20 protein-coding genes are annotated in these 19,286 nt (G+C 53.9%); 6 read left to right on the forward strand and 14 right to left on the reverse strand.

The features are described 5' to 3' along the window. Positions 1–19 precede the first annotated feature (19 nt). From H7U06_RS15185 to recG, 4 genes are read right to left on the reverse strand one after another with little or no spacing between them, the layout of a single operon-like run. On the reverse strand, positions 20–1,456 hold the full coding sequence (locus tag H7U06_RS15185; protein ID WP_175626959.1) for a DHA2 family efflux MFS transporter permease subunit: 1,437 nt from the start codon (positions 1,454–1,456) through the stop codon (positions 20–22). 14 nt (positions 1,457–1,470) lie between these two features. Beyond that, on the reverse strand, positions 1,471–2,325 hold the full coding sequence (ubiA, locus tag H7U06_RS15190; RefSeq protein ID WP_175626960.1) for a 4-hydroxybenzoate octaprenyltransferase: 855 nt from the start codon (positions 2,323–2,325) through the stop codon (positions 1,471–1,473). Between the two features lie 50 nt (positions 2,326–2,375). Beyond that, a complete protein-coding gene (locus tag H7U06_RS15195) occupies positions 2,376–3,323 on the reverse strand; it encodes a LysR substrate-binding domain-containing protein (protein ID WP_175626961.1) in 948 nt (315 codons plus the stop codon). A gap of 57 nt (positions 3,324–3,380) precedes the next feature. Then, positions 3,381–5,501, reverse strand: a complete 2,121-nt coding sequence (recG, locus tag H7U06_RS15200; protein ID WP_175626962.1) for an ATP-dependent DNA helicase RecG — start codon at positions 5,499–5,501, stop codon at positions 3,381–3,383. Positions 5,502–5,733: 232 nt separating this feature from the next. Here recG and queA point away from each other — a divergent pair, with 232 nt between their 5' ends. From queA to secF, 5 genes are all read left to right on the forward strand, one after another. After that, positions 5,734–6,759: a tRNA preQ1(34) S-adenosylmethionine ribosyltransferase-isomerase QueA gene (gene queA, locus H7U06_RS15205; RefSeq protein ID WP_175626963.1), complete on the forward strand. Its 1,026-nt coding sequence runs from the start codon at positions 5,734–5,736 to the stop codon at positions 6,757–6,759. Then, entirely contained in the window at positions 6,753–7,880 is a 1,128-nt protein-coding gene (gene tgt / locus H7U06_RS15210; RefSeq protein ID WP_175626964.1) for a tRNA guanosine(34) transglycosylase Tgt, read from the forward strand. The genes queA and tgt overlap by 7 nt, the downstream gene beginning before the upstream one ends. A gap of 147 nt (positions 7,881–8,027) precedes the next feature. Next, a complete protein-coding gene (gene yajC, locus H7U06_RS15215) occupies positions 8,028–8,306 on the forward strand; it encodes a preprotein translocase subunit YajC (RefSeq protein ID WP_230089454.1) in 279 nt (92 codons plus the stop codon). 79 nt (positions 8,307–8,385) lie between these two features. After that, the gene (secD, locus tag H7U06_RS15220) at positions 8,386–10,245 is read left to right on the forward strand and encodes a protein translocase subunit SecD (protein ID WP_175626966.1); all 1,860 of its coding nucleotides are present in this window, start codon (positions 8,386–8,388) and stop codon (positions 10,243–10,245) included. 110 nt (positions 10,246–10,355) lie between these two features. Then, positions 10,356–11,300, forward strand: coding sequence for a protein translocase subunit SecF (gene secF / locus H7U06_RS15225; RefSeq protein WP_175627113.1), 945 nt, complete (start codon positions 10,356–10,358; stop codon positions 11,298–11,300). Between the two features lie 63 nt (positions 11,301–11,363). Here the strand turns inward: secF and H7U06_RS15230 are convergent, their stop codons facing one another. The 5 genes from H7U06_RS15230 to purB form a co-directional block, all read right to left on the reverse strand. Further along, a complete protein-coding gene (locus H7U06_RS15230; RefSeq protein WP_175626967.1) occupies positions 11,364–11,813 on the reverse strand; it encodes a MarR family winged helix-turn-helix transcriptional regulator in 450 nt (149 codons plus the stop codon). Positions 11,814–11,895: 82 nt separating this feature from the next. Beyond that, entirely contained in the window at positions 11,896–12,465 is a 570-nt protein-coding gene (locus H7U06_RS15235) for a YceI family protein (RefSeq protein WP_175626968.1), read from the reverse strand. A gap of 48 nt (positions 12,466–12,513) precedes the next feature. Beyond that, entirely contained in the window at positions 12,514–13,089 is a 576-nt protein-coding gene (locus H7U06_RS15240; protein WP_175626969.1) for a YceI family protein, read from the reverse strand. A gap of 26 nt (positions 13,090–13,115) precedes the next feature. Beyond that, complete coding sequence (locus H7U06_RS15245) at positions 13,116–13,640, reverse strand: cytochrome b (RefSeq protein ID WP_175626970.1); 525 nt, start codon at positions 13,638–13,640, stop codon at positions 13,116–13,118. Between the two features lie 102 nt (positions 13,641–13,742). Further along, on the reverse strand, positions 13,743–15,110 hold the full coding sequence (purB, locus tag H7U06_RS15250) for an adenylosuccinate lyase (protein WP_175626971.1): 1,368 nt from the start codon (positions 15,108–15,110) through the stop codon (positions 13,743–13,745). A 199-nt stretch (positions 15,111–15,309) separates the two neighbouring features. Here purB and H7U06_RS15255 point away from each other — a divergent pair, with 199 nt between their 5' ends. Continuing rightward, entirely contained in the window at positions 15,310–15,921 is a 612-nt protein-coding gene (locus tag H7U06_RS15255; protein WP_175626972.1) for a glutathione S-transferase N-terminal domain-containing protein, read from the forward strand. Positions 15,922–15,991: 70 nt separating this feature from the next. Here the strand turns inward: H7U06_RS15255 and bfr (H7U06_RS15260) are convergent, their stop codons facing one another. The 5 genes from bfr (H7U06_RS15260) to H7U06_RS15280 all read right to left on the reverse strand — a co-directional run bounded on the left by bfr (H7U06_RS15260) (position 15,992) and on the right by H7U06_RS15280 (position 19,276). Next, positions 15,992–16,465: a bacterioferritin gene (bfr, locus tag H7U06_RS15260; RefSeq protein ID WP_175626973.1), complete on the reverse strand. Its 474-nt coding sequence runs from the start codon at positions 16,463–16,465 to the stop codon at positions 15,992–15,994. Positions 16,466–16,652: 187 nt separating this feature from the next. Beyond that, positions 16,653–17,126: a bacterioferritin gene (gene bfr / locus H7U06_RS15265; protein ID WP_175626974.1), complete on the reverse strand. Its 474-nt coding sequence runs from the start codon at positions 17,124–17,126 to the stop codon at positions 16,653–16,655. Positions 17,127–17,438: 312 nt separating this feature from the next. Continuing rightward, a complete protein-coding gene (locus H7U06_RS15270) occupies positions 17,439–17,849 on the reverse strand; it encodes a biopolymer transporter ExbD (RefSeq protein WP_175626975.1) in 411 nt (136 codons plus the stop codon). Next, positions 17,849–18,577 carry a MotA/TolQ/ExbB proton channel family protein gene (locus H7U06_RS15275; protein ID WP_124575614.1) on the reverse strand — a complete coding sequence of 243 codons (729 nt, stop codon included), beginning with the start codon at positions 18,575–18,577 and terminating at the stop codon, positions 17,849–17,851. The genes H7U06_RS15270 and H7U06_RS15275 overlap by 1 nt, the downstream gene beginning before the upstream one ends. 12 nt (positions 18,578–18,589) lie before the next feature. Beyond that, entirely contained in the window at positions 18,590–19,276 is a 687-nt protein-coding gene (locus tag H7U06_RS15280; RefSeq protein WP_175626976.1) for an energy transducer TonB, read from the reverse strand. Positions 19,277–19,286 lie beyond the last annotated feature (10 nt).

A 19,286-nucleotide genomic window follows, 5' to 3' on the forward strand; every position in this document is an offset into this window, starting at 1 on the left:
TCGGATAGGAACAGACTGCTTAGTTTGCTGCATGAGCTTTGCTGACGCTCTCGCCATCGTTCGGTCGCAAGGTCCAGAACGACAAGGAGGAAAGTATGGTTAATCCGCCTAGAGTAAGGAAGGCATGGTGCAAGGCATTGCCGACTGCGGCGCGATCAGATTGCGGCAAGTCACCCAGATACCACGCTGCGATAATGGAGCCAAACGCGAGACCGAAGCTCATCGACATTTGCTGCATGGAGCTGGCGATAGTGCTGGCCATGCTGGAGTCTTCCGGATTGATATCCGAATAAGCCATCGAATTCATGCTGGAAAACTGCAGCGAATTAAAGAAACCCTGCGCCAGTCCGAGCAGGAGGATCACTGCAATGGGTGTACCAGGCGTGATGATGGAGAACAGTGAGATCGTGATGCCTATCATCACCGTATTCACGATCAGGACTTTGCGATAACCGAAGTGACCGAGTACGCGTACCGAGATCAGTTTCATCAGCATTGCTGCGGCAGCAGTCGGCATCATCAGCAAGCCGGATTGCCAGGCGGGCAGACCCAGCCCGAGCTGGTACAGCAGCGGCAACAGGAAGGGCAGACCACCTACGCCTAGGCGTGTGATAAAACCGCCGACCACCGAAACGCGGAAGGTACGGGTTTTAAACAGCGCCAGTTGCAACAACGGATGCAGGGTGCGCCGTGCATGCAAGACATAGGCACATAACAATGCGATAGCGATCACAAACAAGATAGTGGTCGAGGTCGCATCCAGATAATGTTCACCAAATATTTCCAGTATCCACGACATGAGTGCCACGCCGGAACCGAACAGGATGAGTCCGATGACGTCCAGTGGTCGCGGCGAGTCCGAGCGATAGTCCGGCATATGCTTGTGGATCATCCATTGCGCTGCCAATCCTATTGGTACATTGACGAAGAAGATGGCTTGCCACGGCAGCCAGTGCACGATGAGTCCGCCTACTGTCGGTCCGAGCAGCGGTCCGATCAGGGCCGGGATGATGACGAAGTTCATCGCCGACAATAGTTCTGATTTCGGGAAGGTACGTATCACGGTCAGGCGGCCGACCGGCATCATCATTGCCGCGCTGAAGCCTTGCAGTATCCGTGCCGCCACCAGCATGGGGACATTCACGGACAGGCCGCACAGGATGGAAGAAAAAGTGAATAAGCCAACCGCAACACTGAAGACGCGACGCGTGCCGAAGCGATCTGCCATCCAGCCACTGATAGGTATAGAAACTGCCAGCGCCAGAATGTAGGAGCTGACGACTGCCTTCAGGCTGAGGGGCGTGACGTTGAGGCTGGCCGCCATCGCAGGCACGGCGGTGTTGATAATTGTGGAGTCGAGTTGCTCCATGAAGAGTGCAATCGCCACCACCCAGGGCAAATACCGTTTGACCGTGGCTGCGTCTGTCGTATTTGCGTTGGGTGGGATGGCGGACATGGATAGTTACCTGATCAGCGCAACAGATAATCCAGCGCGACACCGCCGAAGATGGCAGCACCCAGCCAGTTGTTATGACGGAAGGCGGCGAAGCAACCGGCGCGTCCGCGATCCCGTATCAAGGTGTAGTGATAAATCGCGCAAACAACGGCGACCAGCAAACCGGCAACGAACCAGATGCGCAAACCGAATTGCCAGCCTATGACACCTATGATGCCCAGGTTCACTGCGTAGCAAAGCATGATGATGGCGACATCGTAAGAACCGAATGTGATGGCCGAGGTTTTCATACCCAGCTTCAGGTCGTCTTCCCGATCGACCATCGCGTATTCCGTATCGTAGGCAACGGCCCAAAAGATATTCGCTACCAATAGCCACCATGCTGCAGCCGGTACCGTGTTCTGTACTGCAGCAAAACTCATGGGGATGCCGAAGCCGAACGCAATGCCGAGGTAAGCCTGTGGAATCGCGAAGAAGCGTTTGAAGTACGGATAGGTGGCGGCGATGATGACGGCGGCGATGGAGAGCTGCTTGGTCAATGTATTCAGCGGCCAGATTAGCGCAAATGAAACCAGAGCCAATACCAGTGCGACCAGCACCGCTTCATATGGTTTGATCTTGCCGCTGGTGACAGGACGTTCCACTGTACGTTCCACATATTTGTCGAAATCACGATCCGCGTAATCGTTGATGGCGCAACCGGCAGAACGCATCAGGATGGTACCCAGTGTGAAGATGGCGACTATCGCCCAGTCCGGTTTGCCGTTGGAGGCCAGCCACAAGGCCCACAGCGTAGGCCAGAGCAGCAGCAAAATGCCTATCGGTTTATCAAGGCGGATCAGGCGGAAATACAGTTGAAGACGATTCATCTAGAGGTAAGAACTTAATACAAAACGAAAAACGACCTGATGCGCCAGCATCAGGCTTCAGTCAGTGGTTCATCGGGCAGCATGGTGACGCCGTGCAGATCGCAGGACAACAATGCTTGTCGTACTGCTTCTATCGCGGCGCCGCGGGTAAAGCTCTTGCGCCAGACGAGGACGACACGACGCGAAGGACCCGGTTGCTTAAATGGGATGTAACGCAACATGCCATCCTTGGCTTGCATGTCGGGGATGGATGCTTGCGGCAAGACCGTGATGCCGATGCCGGAAGCCACCATGTGGCGTATGGTTTCCAGTGATGAACCTTCAAAGGTACGGGCGATGCCATCGCCGGAAGTCGAGAAGCGCGACATTTCCGGACACACTTCCAGTACCTGATCGCGGAAGCAATGACCATTGCCGAGCAGGAGCATGGTTTCTGATTTCAGGTCATCGGTACTGACGCTGTCACGCTGCGCCCATTTGTGATGTTTGGGGACGGCGACGACAAACGGCTCGTCATACACCGGTTGCACCAGCAAGCCCTGATCAGGGAAAGGCAGCGCGACGATGGCGGCATCCAGTTCGCCCTGACGCAGCAACTCCAGCAGCTTGACGGTGAAATTCTCTTGCAGCACCAGCGGCATTTGCGGCACGCGCTCGATGAGGGTTTTTACCAGCGGTGGTAACAGGTACGGTGCGATGGTGTAAATAATGCCGAGGCGGAAAGGACCGACCAGCGGATCTTTATTCTGCTTCGCGATTTCCTTGATGGCGGCGGTTTGTTCCAGCACGCGTTCGGCTTGCGCCACGATTTGTGCGCCCAGCGGCGTCATCGAGATTTCGCTGCCACCACGTTCGAACAAGGTAACGCCCAGCTCATCTTCGAGCTTCTTGATGGCGACGGAAAGGGTAGGTTGCGCTACGAAGCATGCTTCTGCCGCATGGCCGAAATGCTTTTCACGGGCGACGGCAACTATGTATTTGAGTTCGGTAAGCGTCATGGTGGGGTCTGGGCCTTCGGGTCTGTACCTGGGTATAGAGCGATTGAGTAGCCTATTCTATACCTTCAGGTAGTCCTCACGTGCACCGAGCCAGCGCGCCAGATGTGCATCGACGGTAGACTGGTCATCCCGCAACAGGGTTTGCGCCAGATCGCGCGCACGATCCACCAGCCATTGATCGGTTTCGAGGTCGGCAAAACGCAGCATCGCCTGGCCTGATTGACGCGCGCCGAGGAATTCGCCCGGGCCGCGTATTTCCAGATCCTTGCGCGCAATTTCAAAACCGTCGGTCGATTCGCGCATGATGCCGAGGCGTTGCTTGGCCACCATGCCGAGTGGCCCCTGATACAGCAGCAGGCAGACGCTGGCAGCCGAACCACGGCCGACCCGACCACGCAACTGATGTAATTGCGACAGGCCAAAGCGCTCCGCATGTTCGATCACCATCAATGAAGCATTTGGTACATCGACGCCGACTTCAATTACGGTGGTAGCAACCAGCAAGTGGATTTCGCCGCGGGTGAAGGCGTCCATTACTTCCTGCTTTTCGGCAGGCTTCATGCGGCCGTGCACCAGGCCGACCTGCAAATCAGGCAGCGCTGCAACCAGTGTCTGGTGCGTATCGGTCGCGGTTTGCAATTGCAGCGCTTCCGATTCTTCGATCAGCGGGCAGACCCAGTAAACCTGGCGTCCTTCCAGTGCGGCGGCGTGTACACGCTCTATCACTTCATCACGGCGATTCTGGTCGATCACGCGTGTCACGATAGGCGTACGTCCGGGCGGCAGCTCATCAATCACCGAGACTTCAAGGTCGGCGTAGTAAGTCATGGCCAGTGTGCGCGGAATAGGCGTGGCCGACATCATCAATTGATGCGGTATGGTTTGTTGTGTGGCGTGCGCATTGGTGTCCACGCCTTTGTTGCGCAGTACCAGGCGCTGGCTGACACCGAAGCGATGCTGTTCATCGACGATGACCAGGCCAAGTTTGGCGAACTGCACGTCTTCCTGTATCAGCGCATGCGTGCCTATGATGAGCTGGGCAGTACCGGCCTCTATGCGCTCCTTGGCTTCCAGTTTTTCTTTCTTCTTCAGGCTGCCGGTCAGCCATGCGACATTCACACCCAGCGGTTCCATCCAGCCCGCAATTTTTCGGAAGTGCTGGTCGGCCAGGATTTCAGTCGGAGCCATCAGCACGGCCTGGAAACCACTGTCGATTGCTTGTGCTGCCGCCAGTGCTGCGACCACGGTCTTGCCGCTGCCGACATCACCTTGCAACAGGCGCTGCATGGGGAAGGATTGCTTGAGGTCGGCGCGGATTTCTTCCAGCACGCGTTGTTGCGCGGCGGTCAGTTTAAATGGCAGTTGCTTGAGGAAAGCCTTGGACAGTTTTCCTATGGTTGGCAGTACCGCCGCACCTTTGGCGCGGCGCGCCATTTGTGCCCGTTTCATCGATAGCTGCTGTGCCAGCAATTCATCGAATTTCATCCTGACCCAGGCCGCATGTGAGCGATCCGCCAATGCGCTTTCATCGATATCCGGCGGCGGGTTGTGCAACAGGCGCACTGCCGGTTCGAACGGCATCAGGTCCAGTTCGGTGCGCAGCTTGTCGCTCAATGTATCGCGCCACTCTATGCGCGTCATGGCGTCGACTATGGTTTTACGCAGTATGGTTTGCGACAGGCCTTCACCGGCTGGATAGACAGGGGTGAGTGCAGCGGGTAGCGGTGCACCTTCGACCACCATCTTGTAGCTGGGGTGCACCATCTCCGCACCGAAGAAACCATGTCGCACTTCACCACGGGCGCGCACCCGGTTGCCTTCGGCCATTTGCTTGACCTGGCTGCCGTAGAAGTTCAGGAAGCGCATGACCAACTGACCGGTGTCATCAGAGATGGTTACCACCAGTTGCCGGCGTGGCCGAAACGCGACTTCGCAGGAAGTAACTACGCCTTCGACCTGCACCGGGCGGCCAAAGATGAAGCCAGCCTGGGCGATGCTTTTGATTTCGGTTTCATCTTCATAGCGCATCGGCAGATGCAGGACTTTATCCATGTCCGAGCGCAGGCCGAGCTTGATCAGCTTGTCGTCGATTTTCTCTGCGCGTGTCGGAGCCGCCGACTTGGTCGTTTTACTGGTCTTTTTGGCAACAGTGGCGGGCTTTTTCTTCAGTACAGGCATATCGGGCCGAAAATGGGCGGCAGGGCGTAAAATAGCAGGTTTTGCGATGACTTCATGTGTCTTGCGTGTGGCAACACATGTAAGGCCGAGACTGCAAGCATTGCAACCATAGCAGTTCTGCCGCGCGATTGCTGCAAACAAATTTGTCTGCGTCACACCTCGGACAGTAAAACCGAAGCCGTCATGCGATATGCATGACATTTTTAACGACGTTTTCAAACATCAAAGTTGTATGTATTCACTTTCCGATTTCGATTTCGATTTGCCGCAAGAGTTAATTGCGCAAACACCATTGGCGCAGCGCAGTGCTTCGCGCCTGCTGCAGGTTCTGCCCGCGCAAATGACGGACCGTAATTTTGCCGACATCGTCGACTTGCTGTCACCTGGCGATTTGCTGGTATTCAATGACACCCGTGTGCTGAAGGCGCGCTTCTTTGGCGTCAAGGAAACCGGCGGCAAGGTTGAAGTGCTGGTTGAGCGCGTGATAGACCAGCGCAATGTGCATGCGCAGATACGCGCGTCCAAGTCACCTACGGTCGGTATGCGCATCCGCCTTGCTGATGCATTCGATGTGATCGTCGGCGAGCGCGCCGGTGAGTTTTACGAATTGCAATTCCCGGATGATGTATTCGAGCTGATCGAGGCGCATGGCCGTCTGCCTTTGCCGCCGTATATCGAACATGCGGCCGACGCCTACGATGAAACGCGCTACCAGACCGTGTACGCGAAGACGCCGGGTGCAGTAGCGGCGCCGACTGCAGGTCTGCATTTCGACCAGGATTTGCTGGATACGCTGACTGCGAAAGGCGTGAAGCTGGCTTACATCACGCTGCACGTCGGTGCCGGTACTTTCCAGCCGGTGCGCAGTGAAAACCTGGCCGAGCACAATATGCATAGCGAGTGGTACACCATCTCGCAGCAAACAGTCGATCTGGTGCAAGCCACGCAAGCCGCTGGCGGCAATGTGGTGGCGGTCGGCACGACCAGCATGCGCGCACTGGAATCGGCTTCGCAAAGCGGGGTGCTGCAGGCAGGTAGTGCCGATACGCGTTTATTCATTACGCCGGGCTATACCTTTAAAACGGTCACGCGCCTGATTACCAATTTCCATTTGCCGAAGTCCACCTTGCTGATGCTGGTGTCGGCCTTTGCCGGTTACGACACTATTCGTGCTGCATACCAACACGCCATTTCCCAACGTTATCGTTTCTTCAGCTATGGCGATGCGATGTTTTTGACCAGAATGCCACCATGCTAAATTTCAAATTACTTAAAACCGACGGTAAAGCACGTCGCGGCCAACTGACACTGAACCACGGTGTCATCGAAACGCCTATTTTCATGCCGGTCGGTACTTATGGCTCGGTGAAAGCGATGTCGCCGCTGGAGCTGAACGAGATCAATGCGCAAATCATCCTCGGCAACACCTTCCATCTGTGGCTGCGTCCGGGCAATGACATCATCGCCAAATTCGGTGGGCTGCATGAATTCATGGGCTGGGATAAGCCCATCCTGACGGATTCCGGCGGTTTTCAGGTGTTCTCACTGGGCGAGATGCGCAAGATCACCGAAGAAGGCGTGCATTTTTCATCGCCTATCAACGGCGATAAATTATTCCTGTCGCCGGAAGTGTCCATGCAAATCCAGCGCGTGCTGAATTCCGACATCGTGATGCAGTTCGATGAATGTACACCCTATGAGATCGACGGTCGTCCGGCTACGGCTGAAGAAGCAGCGAAGTCGATGCGCATGTCGCTGCGCTGGGCGAAACGCTCGATGGACGAGTTCAATCGCGAAGAAAACCCGAATGCCCTGTTCGGCATCGTACAGGGCGGGATGTTTGAAATGCTGCGCGATGAGTCGCTGGCCGGGCTGGAAGAGCTGAATTTCCACGGCGTGGCAATCGGCGGCCTGTCGGTCGGTGAGCCCAAGGAAGACATGATGCGGGTGCTGGAGCACGTCGGCCCGCGCCTGCCAGCGAACAAGCCGCATTACCTGATGGGCGTCGGCACACCGGAAGACCTAGTGGCGGGCGTGGCGAATGGTGTGGATATGTTTGATTGCGTGATGCCTACGCGCAATGCCCGTAATGGCTGGTTGTTTACCCGCTTTGGCGATATCAAGATCAAGAACGCGCGTTACAAGGATGACAAGAAACCGCTGGATGAAAGCTGTTCCTGCTATGCCTGCCGCAATTTTTCACGCGCTTACTTGCATCATTTGCATCGTACCGGCGAAATTCTGGGGGCCAGACTGAATACGATACATAACTTGCACTACTATCTGGACCTGATGCGAGAGATGCGGGAAGCGATAGACGAAGGGCGATTCCAGCTCTTTGTGAGCCAATTCCATGCAGATCGCGCACGCGGAAGCTGAACTTTCCATAATGAAAATCAGTCAGCACCGGAAAAGCGATTTTCCAGTGCTAAAATAACCGACCCATATTTATAAACCCTTACTACACTCTGGAGCATACACGTGTTTATTTCCAACGCTTACGCTGCAACTGCCGCCGGCGGCGTCATGGGCAATCTGGCCCAATTCGTTCCTATCATCCTGATGTTCGTTGTGCTGTACTTCCTGATGATACGTCCACAGATGAAACGTCAAAAAGAACACAAGGCCATGATCGAAGCCGTAACACGTGGCGATGAAGTCGTAACAGCAGGCGGCGTCCTGGGCAAGATCACCAAGGTTTCCGATGTCTACTTGTCGCTGGAAGTACAAGACGGTACCGAGATCGTGATTCAAAAAAGCGCAGTCACTACCTTGTTGCCTAAGGGTACGATCAAATCGCTGTAATGGGTTAAACGCCCCACCTCCGCCAGGCGGACGTGGGGTTGATTTTTGTCTGACGTTCCACCCCGAACCCTGAATCAATATGAATCGCTATCCCCTCTGGAAGTACATAATTATCGCTGTCGCACTCCTGTTGGGTGTGTTGTATACGACGCCTAACTTTTTCGGCGAATCGCCAGCGGTGCAAATCAGCAGTGCCAAAGCTACCGTCAAGGTAGATAGTTCCCTGATCACTCAGGTTGAGCAGGCGCTGAAAAAAGACGGTATCCAGTACGACGGGATAGTCTATGAAACGATAGGTACCCAGGGTACCGTCCGCGTGCGTTTCCCGAATACCGATATCCAGTTCAAAGCCAAAGGCATACTGGAAAAAGACCTGAATACTGATCCGGAAGATCCGACCTACCTGGTCGCCTTCAATCTGTTGCCGAATACGCCATCGTGGTTGCAAAGCCTGAACGCTGCACCTATGTACCTTGGCCTCGATTTGCGCGGTGGTGTGCACTTCCTGATGCAGGTCGATATCAAGGCAGTGATGAACAAGCGCGTACTCGGCTTGCAAGCCAGCGCCCGCAGCATCTTGCGCGACAAGAACATTCGCCATGCCGGTATCGCACGTAGTGGCGACAATGTGGAAATCTCGTTCCGTGATGCCGATACCCGCAACAAGGCGCGTACCGTGCTGGGCAATGAATTGCGTGAACTGGTGCTGACTGATGCAGGCAGCGGTGAAGACCTGAAACTGGTTGGTAGCCTGAATCCGACCGCATTGAAACAAACAGTAGAAGACGCGGTTCAGCAAAACATCACCACCCTGTCGAAACGTGTCAATGAACTGGGCGTGACCGAGCCGCTGATCCAGCGTCAGGGTGCTGATCGTATCGTGGTGCAAATGCCTGGTGTGCAAGACGTTTCGCGCGCCAAGGACATCATCGGTAAAACCGCGACCCTGGAAGTCCGCCTGGTGGATGAATCGGTTACCCGTGGTACCGAAGAAACTGCTGCGATACCTTTCGGTTCCGAGCTGTTTAAAGTCGGCAAGAACGCACCTGTCGTTCTGTACAAAGATCCGATCATCACCGGTGAATACATCTCCAGCGCTTCGGCCAGCTTCGATCAAAACCATCAGCCATCGGTCAGTATTGACCTGAATGGTGATGGTGGTCGTCGCATGCGTGAAGCAACACGTACCCGTGTCGGCAAGGCGATGGCGATCGTGCTGTTTGAAAAGAACAAGGGTGAAGTCCTGACCGTTGCGACCATCCGTGATGAACTGGGTGCACGCTTCCAGATCACTGGCATGGGTTCGGCTGAAGCAGCCAGCGACCTCGCTTTGCTGTTGCGCGCTGGTTCGCTGGCAGCACCGATGGAAATCATTGAAGAACGTACCATCGGACCTCAGCTCGGTGCGGAAAACATCAAGAAAGGTTTTGATGCGACGCTGTACGGCTTCATCGCCATCGGCATCTTCATGATCATTTACTACCGCGCATTTGGTTTCTTCAGCGTATTTGCGCTGGCAGTCAACCTGATGCTGTTGATTGCCTTGTTGTCCATGTTGCAGGCAACGCTGACCTTGCCGGGTATCGCCGCTATTGCGCTGACGCTGGGTATGGCGATTGACGCCAACGTGCTGATTAACGAGCGGATACGCGAAGAGTTACGAGCCGGACATTCACCGCAGACAGCGATTGCGATGGGCTTTGAACGTGCGTGGGCAACCATTCTCGATTCCAACGTCACCACCATGATTGCCGGCCTGGCACTGTTGATCTTCGGTTCCGGTGCGGTGCGCGGTTTCGCGGTAGTGCACTGTCTGGGTATCCTGACTTCGATTTTCTCTGCCGTGTTCGTATCGCGTGGCGTGGTCAACCTCTGGTATGGCCGCAAGAAGAAATTGACATCGGTATCCATCGGTCAGGTCTGGAAGCCGGCCGACTGATATTGAAAAATGAAGCGTCAGGTCGACGCTTCAGCTGTAACTACTGAATTGTATTTAGACAGACCGCCTGCTGATATATACACAGCGGCGGTCGCACTGAGAGGGAAGTGATGGAGTTTTTCCGCATCAAAAAAGATATCCCGTTCATGCGCCATGCGTTGATTTTCAACATCATCTCTGCGCTGACGTTTGTCGCTGCCGTATTCTTCCTGCTGCATCGGGGTTTGCATCTGTCGATTGAATTTACCGGTGGTACGGTAATGGAAGTCACCTATTCGCAGCCAGCCGATATTGAAGGCGTGCGCGGCAAGCTGACTGAGCTCGGTTATGTCGATATGCAGGTGCAAAGTTTCGGCACTGCACAAGACGTATTGATCCGTTTGCCGGCGCAAAAGAATGCAGACTCGGCGCAGATCAGCGAACGCGTGATCGGTGCGTTGAAGGCGCAGGACAGTACGGTTGAACTGAAGCGCGTTGAATTCGTCGGTCCGCAAGTGGGCGAGGAGTTGACGCATGATGGTTTGATGGCGCTGGGCATGCTGGTGATCGGTATCGTGATTTACCTGGCGATACGCTTCGAATGGAAGTACGCGGTATCAGCGATCCTCGCCAACTTGCATGACGTGGTGATTATTCTCGGTTTCTTTGCCTTCTTCCAGTGGGAATTCTCACTGACGGTATTGGCGGCGGTGCTGGCGGTACTTGGTTACTCGGTCAATGAATCGGTGGTGGTGTTTGACCGGGTACGTGAAACCTTCCGGGATCGTCGTTTCGGCAAATTGCCAACCGCAGAAGTGCTGAACCATGCGATTACCCAGACTATTTCGCGTACCGTGATTACTCACGGCTCGACCCAGTTGATGGTGTTGTCGATGCTGTTCTTTGGCGGTCCTACCCTGCATTACTTTGCATTGGCACTGACCATCGGTATCTGTTTCGGTATTTACTCTTCGGTATTCGTTGCGGCAGCACTGGCGATGTGGCTGGGCGTGAAGCGCGAAGACTTGCTGAAGCCGGTCAAGGAAAAAGACGAACACGACGGTGCAGTCGTCTAAGCACTGTAGCTACAAAAAGCCGGCATATGCCGGCTTTTTTATTGGCTGTCAGTGACTGTCAATTCAGTACTTTTGTTTGGGTTCGCTGCCTGTCAGGTTGGCGTGCAGCTTGGTCAGCTCGCGATCCAAAGCATCAAAATCCTGCGCCTCATAGTTCACGAAGGATTGTTTGCCAAAAGCGATTTGCTGGCTGAATACGCGATGGAATTCGGCATCACCGGCAGCGGTCAGTTTGACCAGCGTGCTGCGGCGGTCTTCGACCTGGGTGACGCGTGTTACCAGGCCTTTCTCTTCCAGACGGTCGATCACGCCAGTCAGGGTGCCCTTGGTAATCAGTGTTCTTTCTCCCAGTTCCTTGAAGCTCATGCCGCAGGTATTGCCCAGCGTGGCAATGATGTCGAACTGTGATGGTGTCAAGCCGGTACGGCAGCGTATATTGGCGCCCGACTGGCGTTCGAATGCATGAAAGCACTCAGCCAGGAGACGGATGCTGCGGAGATATCGTTCAGCCATAAACCCAGTTACTGTCCATAAAAATAAAAAAGCCGACGGAGTATAACGTCGGCTTTCAGGATTACACAATCGCTACGCTTACTCAGTCTGCTTTGACTGCTTCAACCTGGATCGCCAGTTTGACGTCAGGCGAGAAGCCATAGTTCAAAGCGTAATTCAGGCCGAAATCGCTGCGTTTGAATTCAGCAGATGCATCGGCGCCGCACACTTCGCGTTTCAGCATAGGGTGCTGGATACATTTGAATTTGTTGATGGTCAGAGTCACTGGTTTGGTGACGCCCAGCAGGGTCAATTCACCATCAACCGAAACTGGCTTGTCGCCATCGAACTTGATCGATTTGCTTTTGTAGGTCGCGGTAGGGAATTTCTCTACGTTGAACAAGTCCTTGCCTTTGGCGTGTTCATTCATCTTGGCATGGCCGAAGTCGATCGAGTTTGCATCGATGACGATGTCCAGCGAACCGGTTTTTGCTGCACGGTCGAGCACTACAGTGCCGCTGGTTTTTTCGAACTTGCCGCGCCAGAACGAGATGCCCATGTGGTCAGCTTCGAAGCTAGGGTAGGTGTGGCTAGGATCGATGGTGTAGGTTTGTGCAAATGCGGAGCTCGCGCCAGCGGCCAGCAAACAGATCAGTGCAAGTTTGGATTTCATTCAAATGACTCCTGTGTGGGTTAATTAATTTTTTGTTACCGGAACTGCTTATTGCGCCGCGACGACACGGAATTTAATCGTGACTTCGTCGGCTACCATGCTGGTGTCTTTCCATTCACCTTCACCGATGTTGTAGGTCAGGCGTTTGATTGGTAATACACCTTCAAAGACTTGGTTGCTGCCTTCTTTTTTGACTGTGAGCGGGAAGTTGACGTCAGTGGTTTTGCCCTTGATGGTGAGCTTGCCGGTGACATCCAGTTTGCCTGCTGCACCAGCTTTGATCTGGCTGGAAACGAAAGTCGCTTTCGGGAATTGTGCTGCGTTAAACCATTCTTTTTTCAATACTTCGCGGTTGTATTCAGGGTCGCCCAGATCGAAGCCGTTGACGTCGATCTCGACGTTGGCTTTGGAGGTGTCTGGCTTGGCTGCGTCATAGGTGATCTGTGCGTTGAATTTTTTGAAGGTCGCTTCGACCGGTACATTCAGTTGCTTGAAGGTGATGCTGACTTTGCTTTTGGCCGGATCTGTCTTCAGTGCGGTAGCGGCGAGTGCCGGTAGCGCCAGCGCGATACCGGCAATGGCCAGCCAGCGGGTGGTTTGGCTGGAGAGGGAACGAACGAACATGGGTAATCCTTTCGGTAAAAATATATTTACGGCAGCATGCGTTGCAGCGTGCGGTCGCGGTCTATGAGCTGGTGTTTGATGACAGCCAGTATATGCAGGAAAAAAACGATAAGCAGAACGACATTGCAGGCGTAATGCACTTGCTTGAGCAAGGCCTTCAATTCAGGATCCGGGCCGATGAATACCGGCAGTGGCACGATGCCGAGATAGACCACGGGTACGCCTGCAGCCAGGCTGTAGAAGTAGCCGGACAGCGGTACCGCAAAGATTAATACATACATCAGGCCGTGCGAGACACGTGCAGCTTTCTTTTGCCAGTCAGCCATGCCAGGTGGATGTGCCGGCGCCGGATGGCCCAGCGCCCAGAGCAAACGCAGACAGGCGAGGCCGAACACGGTCACTCCCAGCCATTTATGCCAGGAAAAATATTTGAGTTTGGTAGGAGTCAGGCCGGGAATATCGACCATGGTCAGGCCCAGCCAGAAGGCGGCGATGATCAGGATCGCCATGAGCCAGTGCAGCGCAATTGCAGTCAGGGTGTAGCGGCGCATAGATAGTGTTTTGCTTATTAGTTCAAATTAGAACTAATATAGCAAAATAAATCCCAGCGTGCTGAAGCCTGTTTTAATAGGCTTCAGTGGCTGGGACACTAATTAGATCTCTTTTGCGAGTTTGGTGGCGTAGCCGATGTAGTTGGCAGGGGTCATGGCCAGCAGGTGATCCTTGGCTTCTTGCGGAATTGCCAGGGTGACGATGAATTCCTGCAGCGCTTCCTTCGAAATACCCTTGCCGCGGGTCAAGTCCTTCAATTGCTCGTAAGGATTTTCGATGCCGTAACGGCGCATCACGGTTTGTACCGGTTCTGCCAATACTTCCCAGGTTTCATCCAGGTCTTGTGCAATACGGACCGGATTGACTTCCAGTTTGTTCAGGCCGCGCAGGCAGCTGTCATAGGCCAGCAGTGCGTAGCCAAAGCCGACGCCGATGTTGCGCAGTACGGTGGAGTCGGTCAGGTCACGCTGCCAGCGCGAAACAGGCAGCTTCTCTGCCATGTGTTTCAAGACGGCGTTAGCCATACCCAGATTGCCTTCGGAATTTTCGAAGTCGATTGGATTGACTTTATGCGGCATGGTCGACGAACCGATTTCACCGGCTTTGGTCGATTGCTTGAAGTAACCGAGCGAGATGTAGCCCCAGATGTCGCGGTTCAAATCCAGCAGGATGGTATTGGTACGCGCGATGGCATCGAACAATTCCGCCATGTAGTCATGCGGTTCGATCTGGATGGTGTACGGGTTGAAGGTCAGGCCCAGGCGTTTCTCGATGACTTCTTTCGAGAAGGCTTGCCAGTCATGGTTAGGATAGGCTGACAAGTGCGCATTGAAGTTGCCGACTGCGCCATTCATTTTGCCGAGGATTTCAACTGCAGAGATACGGTCGGTCGCGCGCTTCAGGCGTGCCACCACGTTCGCCATTTCCTTGCCGAGGGTGGTCGGGCTGGCTGGCTGGCCGTGGGTACGCGACATCATAGGCACGGCTGCATTGTCGTGCGCCAGTTGTGTCAGTTTGCTGATCAGGCCTTGCAGTGCCGGCACCAGGACGGAATCACGTGCGGCCTTGAGCATCATGCCGTGCGAAGTATTGTTGATGTCTTCCGAAGTGCAGGCGAAGTGGATGAATTCAGTCGCAGCGACCAGTTCAGGTACGTCTTTGACTTGTTCCTTGAGCCAGTACTCAACCGCTTTGACATCATGGTTGGTGACCGCTTCGATATCCTTGATGCGTTGTGCATCGGCTTCGGTGAAATCGGTCGTCAGTTTGTTCAGCAATGCATTGGCGCTGGCCGAAAACTGCTTGATTTCAGCAAAGCCAGCTGCCGACAAAGCTTGCAGCCATGCAATTTCCACTTTTACCCGGTGATGCATAAAACCTGATTCAGACAGGATAGGACGCAATTTATCGGTTTTGCTGGCGTAACGGCCATCGAGTGGCGACAGGGCGGAAAGCGTGGAAAGAGGCATGATGATGGGCGACTAGCGCTGTGACGTGATTGAAAAAGCTGCCGGAAATACAAAAACGGCATAAATTGAGGAAGCCGACATTCTACCACTTCAGCGCCACATATAGCCTGAAAGCGACATCTGGGTGGGGGCGGAGATGGCGGGTTTTAGCTCGGGGCCGATGTTATAATCGCCTTCCGATTTTAGAAGTAAAGCGTCTATGAAACTGATTGGTTCTCTCGCCAGCCCTTACGTACGTAAAGTACGTGTTGTCATGTTGGAAAAAAAGATCGATTACGATTTCGTTCTTGAAAACGTGTGGGGTGCTGAAACCACGATACAAGAATCCAATCCGCTCGGCAAAGTGCCGTGCCTGGTGATGGAAGATGGCGGCGCGATGTTTGATTCTCGCGTGATCGTCGAATACCTGGATACTCTGACGCCAGTCGGCAAACTGATACCGCCGAATGGCCGTGAACGTGCTGAAGTCAAATGCTGGGAAGCGCTGGCTGATGGTGTGGCGGATGCTGCCATGTTGTTGCGCCTCGAACATACTTTGCGTCCGGCAGAACAACGTAGCCAGGCCTGGATAGATCGTCAGACCCGCAAGGTGCATGACGGCTTGAAAGCGATGTCGGTAGGCTTGAAGGATACTGCTTTCTGCGCTGGCAACCAGTACACGCTGGCCGATGTGGCAGTGGGTTGCGTGCTGGAGTGGCTGACTTTCCGTTTCCCGGAAATCAGCTGGCGCACTGAATATCCTAACCTGGAAAAATTGCTGGAAAAATTGTCGGAGCGTCCTTCATTCAAGGAAACCGTACCGACCAAATAAGCTGGTATTGCATCAAAAAAAGGGACGCCTTGCGTCCCTTTTTGTTTTTGTAAGCAACTGCTTACTTCTACTATTCGGCGCTTAATTGGGCGCGCAAATAGTTTTGCAGACCTATGGTGGTAATTAAGCCGAGTTGCGTTTCCAGCCAGTCGATATGTTCTTCGGTATCTTCCAGGATGTAATGGAACAGTTCGCGCGACAAATAATCGCTGCAGGCTTCCGACGCCGCGATGCCTTCCTTCACCGTCGCTTGCGCCGCCTTCTCCAGCCTTAAATCGCTGTTCAGCATTTCCTCGATGTTTTCGCCTATGCCCAGCTTATGCAGTGCCTGCAGATTAGGTAAGCCATCCAGCATCAGGATGCGGTCTATCAATTTGTCCGCATGCTTCATTTCGCCTATGGATTCTTCGTATTCCTTCTTCGCTATCTTTTCAAAGCCCCAGTGCTGATACATACGCGCATGCAGGAAGTATTGATTGATAGCGGTCAGTTCGTTGGTGAGCTGCGCATTCAGCAGCCGGATGATATTGCTGTCACCTTGCATAGGTATTCCAAAAAAGAATTAAAGGGCAGGGTGTCGACGTCGCGGTATGTTTGGTCGAGCCCGATTCGTAGGGCGTCGATCATAGCGTGAGAAGAGTGGGTTTGGAGTGGTGCAGCAGGGCGGATAAGTCTGGAATAAAAAAGGGCGCTGTGCGCGCCCTTTTTTGTAGTTGATGCCAACAGCAGTATTACTCGTTGATCATCTGTGCTTGCAGGTAGTTCTGGATGCCGACTTTTTCGATCAGGTCGAGTTGTGTTTCCAGCCAGTCTATGTGTTCTTCGGTGTCGTCCAGAATGTACTGGAACAGTTCACGCGATACATAGTCACCGCTGGCTTCACATGCTGCGATGCCTTCTTTGACGGTTTTTTGCGCGAGCTTTTCCAGTTTCAAATCGCAGCCCAGCATTTCCGGTGTGTTTTCACCGATCATCAACTTGTGCAGTGCTTGCAGGTTAGGCAAGCCGTCCAGCATCAGGATGCGGTCTATCAGTTTGTCGGCATGTTTCATTTCGCCGATGGATTCTTCGTATTCTTTCTTGGCAATCTTTTCAAAGCCCCAGTGCTTGTACATGCGTGCATGCAGGAAATACTGGTTGATTGCGGTCAGTTCGTTGGTAAGCTGCGCATTGAGCAGCTTGATGATATTGGCGTCACCTTTCATGGGATCCTCGAAAGTGATGTGGAAAACGGGCTGCTGCGCATCTGGCTATCGTTACTCCAGATGCTCGGTCAGCAAAGAACGCACATGATAGCTCAGTAAGTCCAAAATATGATCAATTTGGCTTCATTTTGCTAACTGGAATCATTCGTGTTTCGATTGCCAAAGTGAGACTGGGCGCGGCTTTGCGCGGGGTTGGGCGGTTCGGCTCGAACGTGGAATCGGGCAAGAAAAAACGCGCTGCAGCGAGTTGCTGAGCGCGTTATTTTCAGGTCTTAAGGGCAGGATTGGGACTGCCCGCAAAACCATTGCTACTTACTTCGGTGCCTCGGTGACGAAGCCCATTTTGGTCAGTCCGCCTGACTGTGCTGCTGCCATGACTTGCGCGACTTTCTCATAAGGTGTGAGGCGGTCTGCACGCAAATGCAATTCTGGTTGTGGTGTTACTTTGGCTGCATCCGCAATGCGTGACAGCATTTGCGATTGATCCAGCACTTCGTTGTTCCAGTAAACCTGGCCAGCAGCATCGATCGATACGTTGATGGTTTCCGGTTTGGTTTCGTTAGGTTGGTTCGCTGCGTGCGGCAGATCGAGCTTCACCGCATGATTCATCACCGGGATGGTCATGATGAAGATGATCAGCAATACCAGCATCACGTCGACTAGCGGCGTGGTGTTGATTTCTGGATTGAAGTCGTCTTCTTCCGACAGGGATCCCATTGCCATCATGCACCTCCGACGGCAACCAGTTTGGCGCCGCTTGCACCTGGTGTATTGGTGTCGTTGGCACGAGCGCCGGTGACGAACAATGCATGCAGGTCGAAGCCGAATTTATTCAATTTGGCGATGACTGTCTTGTTACCGCGAACCAGGGCGTTGTAGCCGAAGGTTGCCGGAATCGCGACTGCCAGACCGAGCGCCGTCATGATCAGCGCTTCACCGACCGGACCAGCAACTTTATCGATACTCGCCTGACCGGAAGTACCAATCGCGACCAGCGCGTGATAGATGCCCCAAACGGTACCAAACAGACCAACGAACGGTGCGGTAGAACCAACCGACGCCAGCACTGCCATGCCGCTTTGCAGCTTGGCCGAAGTTTCATCAATAGCCTGGCGCAGGGACAGGGTGATCCAGTCGCTGACCGACAGTTGATCGTGCAGATGGCCTTTGTGTGCTTCGTGGTGACGCATGGCGATTACGCCAGCATCAGCGATTGCTGCGAATGGATTGGCTTCGCCCAGGGTTGCTACACCTTCTGGCAAGCTGGTTGCATCCCAGAATTCGTGACCAGCTGCGCGTGCAGCGCGGCGGTACTGCATCAATTGCAGTGCTTTGGTGGCGATGACGTACCACGATGCGATCGACATAGCGACCAGCAATATTGCGACGCCCTTGGTGACAAAGTCACCTTGTGCCCACAAACTTTCTAAACCGTACGGACTGACTTCCATGATGATTCCTTCTTATCTATTTAGCGTGAAATTAATTGGTACGATAGCAAAGGCAGGAGCTGGTCTCCCGTCTTCCAAATAAGGCTTGAATAATGCGCGCATCACGGCATCCCGTGCTGCATCGTCCATGCGCAATGAGCCTGAAGATTTTTGTACTTCAACTTTCTCGGCGCGGCCTTTTTCATTGATCAACACACGCAAGGTCACAGTACCTTCGTTACCCATGCGCGCATCGAGCGGCGGGTATACCGGGCGTGGTGGATTGATGTATGAAACACCTGAAATCAGTTTAGGCGTTGCAGGAACCGATGGTGCTGCTGGCGCGGAAGGCGTTGGTGGCGATGGCGGCTCATTCGATGGCGGCGCCGGGGCAACGTTTTCGGTAATGGCTTGTGGTGACGGTGCTTCTGTCACTACCGGACGCGGTGTCGGACGCGTGACTTGTTTCTTCACGACCGGAACGGTTTTTGGTTCGGCTGGCTTCGGGGCTGGAGCAGGCGCAGGTTGTTCAGTAATGAAGTCAGCAAAGATTTCGCGCGGCAAGACTTTAGCGACCTGATGTACCAGGCCACTGCGAAGTGCGTAAAACAAAGCGATGTGGATCGCAATGATAGCGATCAGGGGCCCGAATCGTCTGAGTTGCTGTGATATGTGAGGCGGTAATAGCGGTGCTGACGACTGGGTTGTTGTTACGTTCATAAAGAAATTG

It is taken from the genome of Herminiimonas sp. Marseille-P9896 (genome assembly GCF_903993245.1).
Classification (GTDB): domain Bacteria; phylum Pseudomonadota; class Gammaproteobacteria; order Burkholderiales; family Burkholderiaceae_D; genus Oxalicibacterium; species Oxalicibacterium contaminans.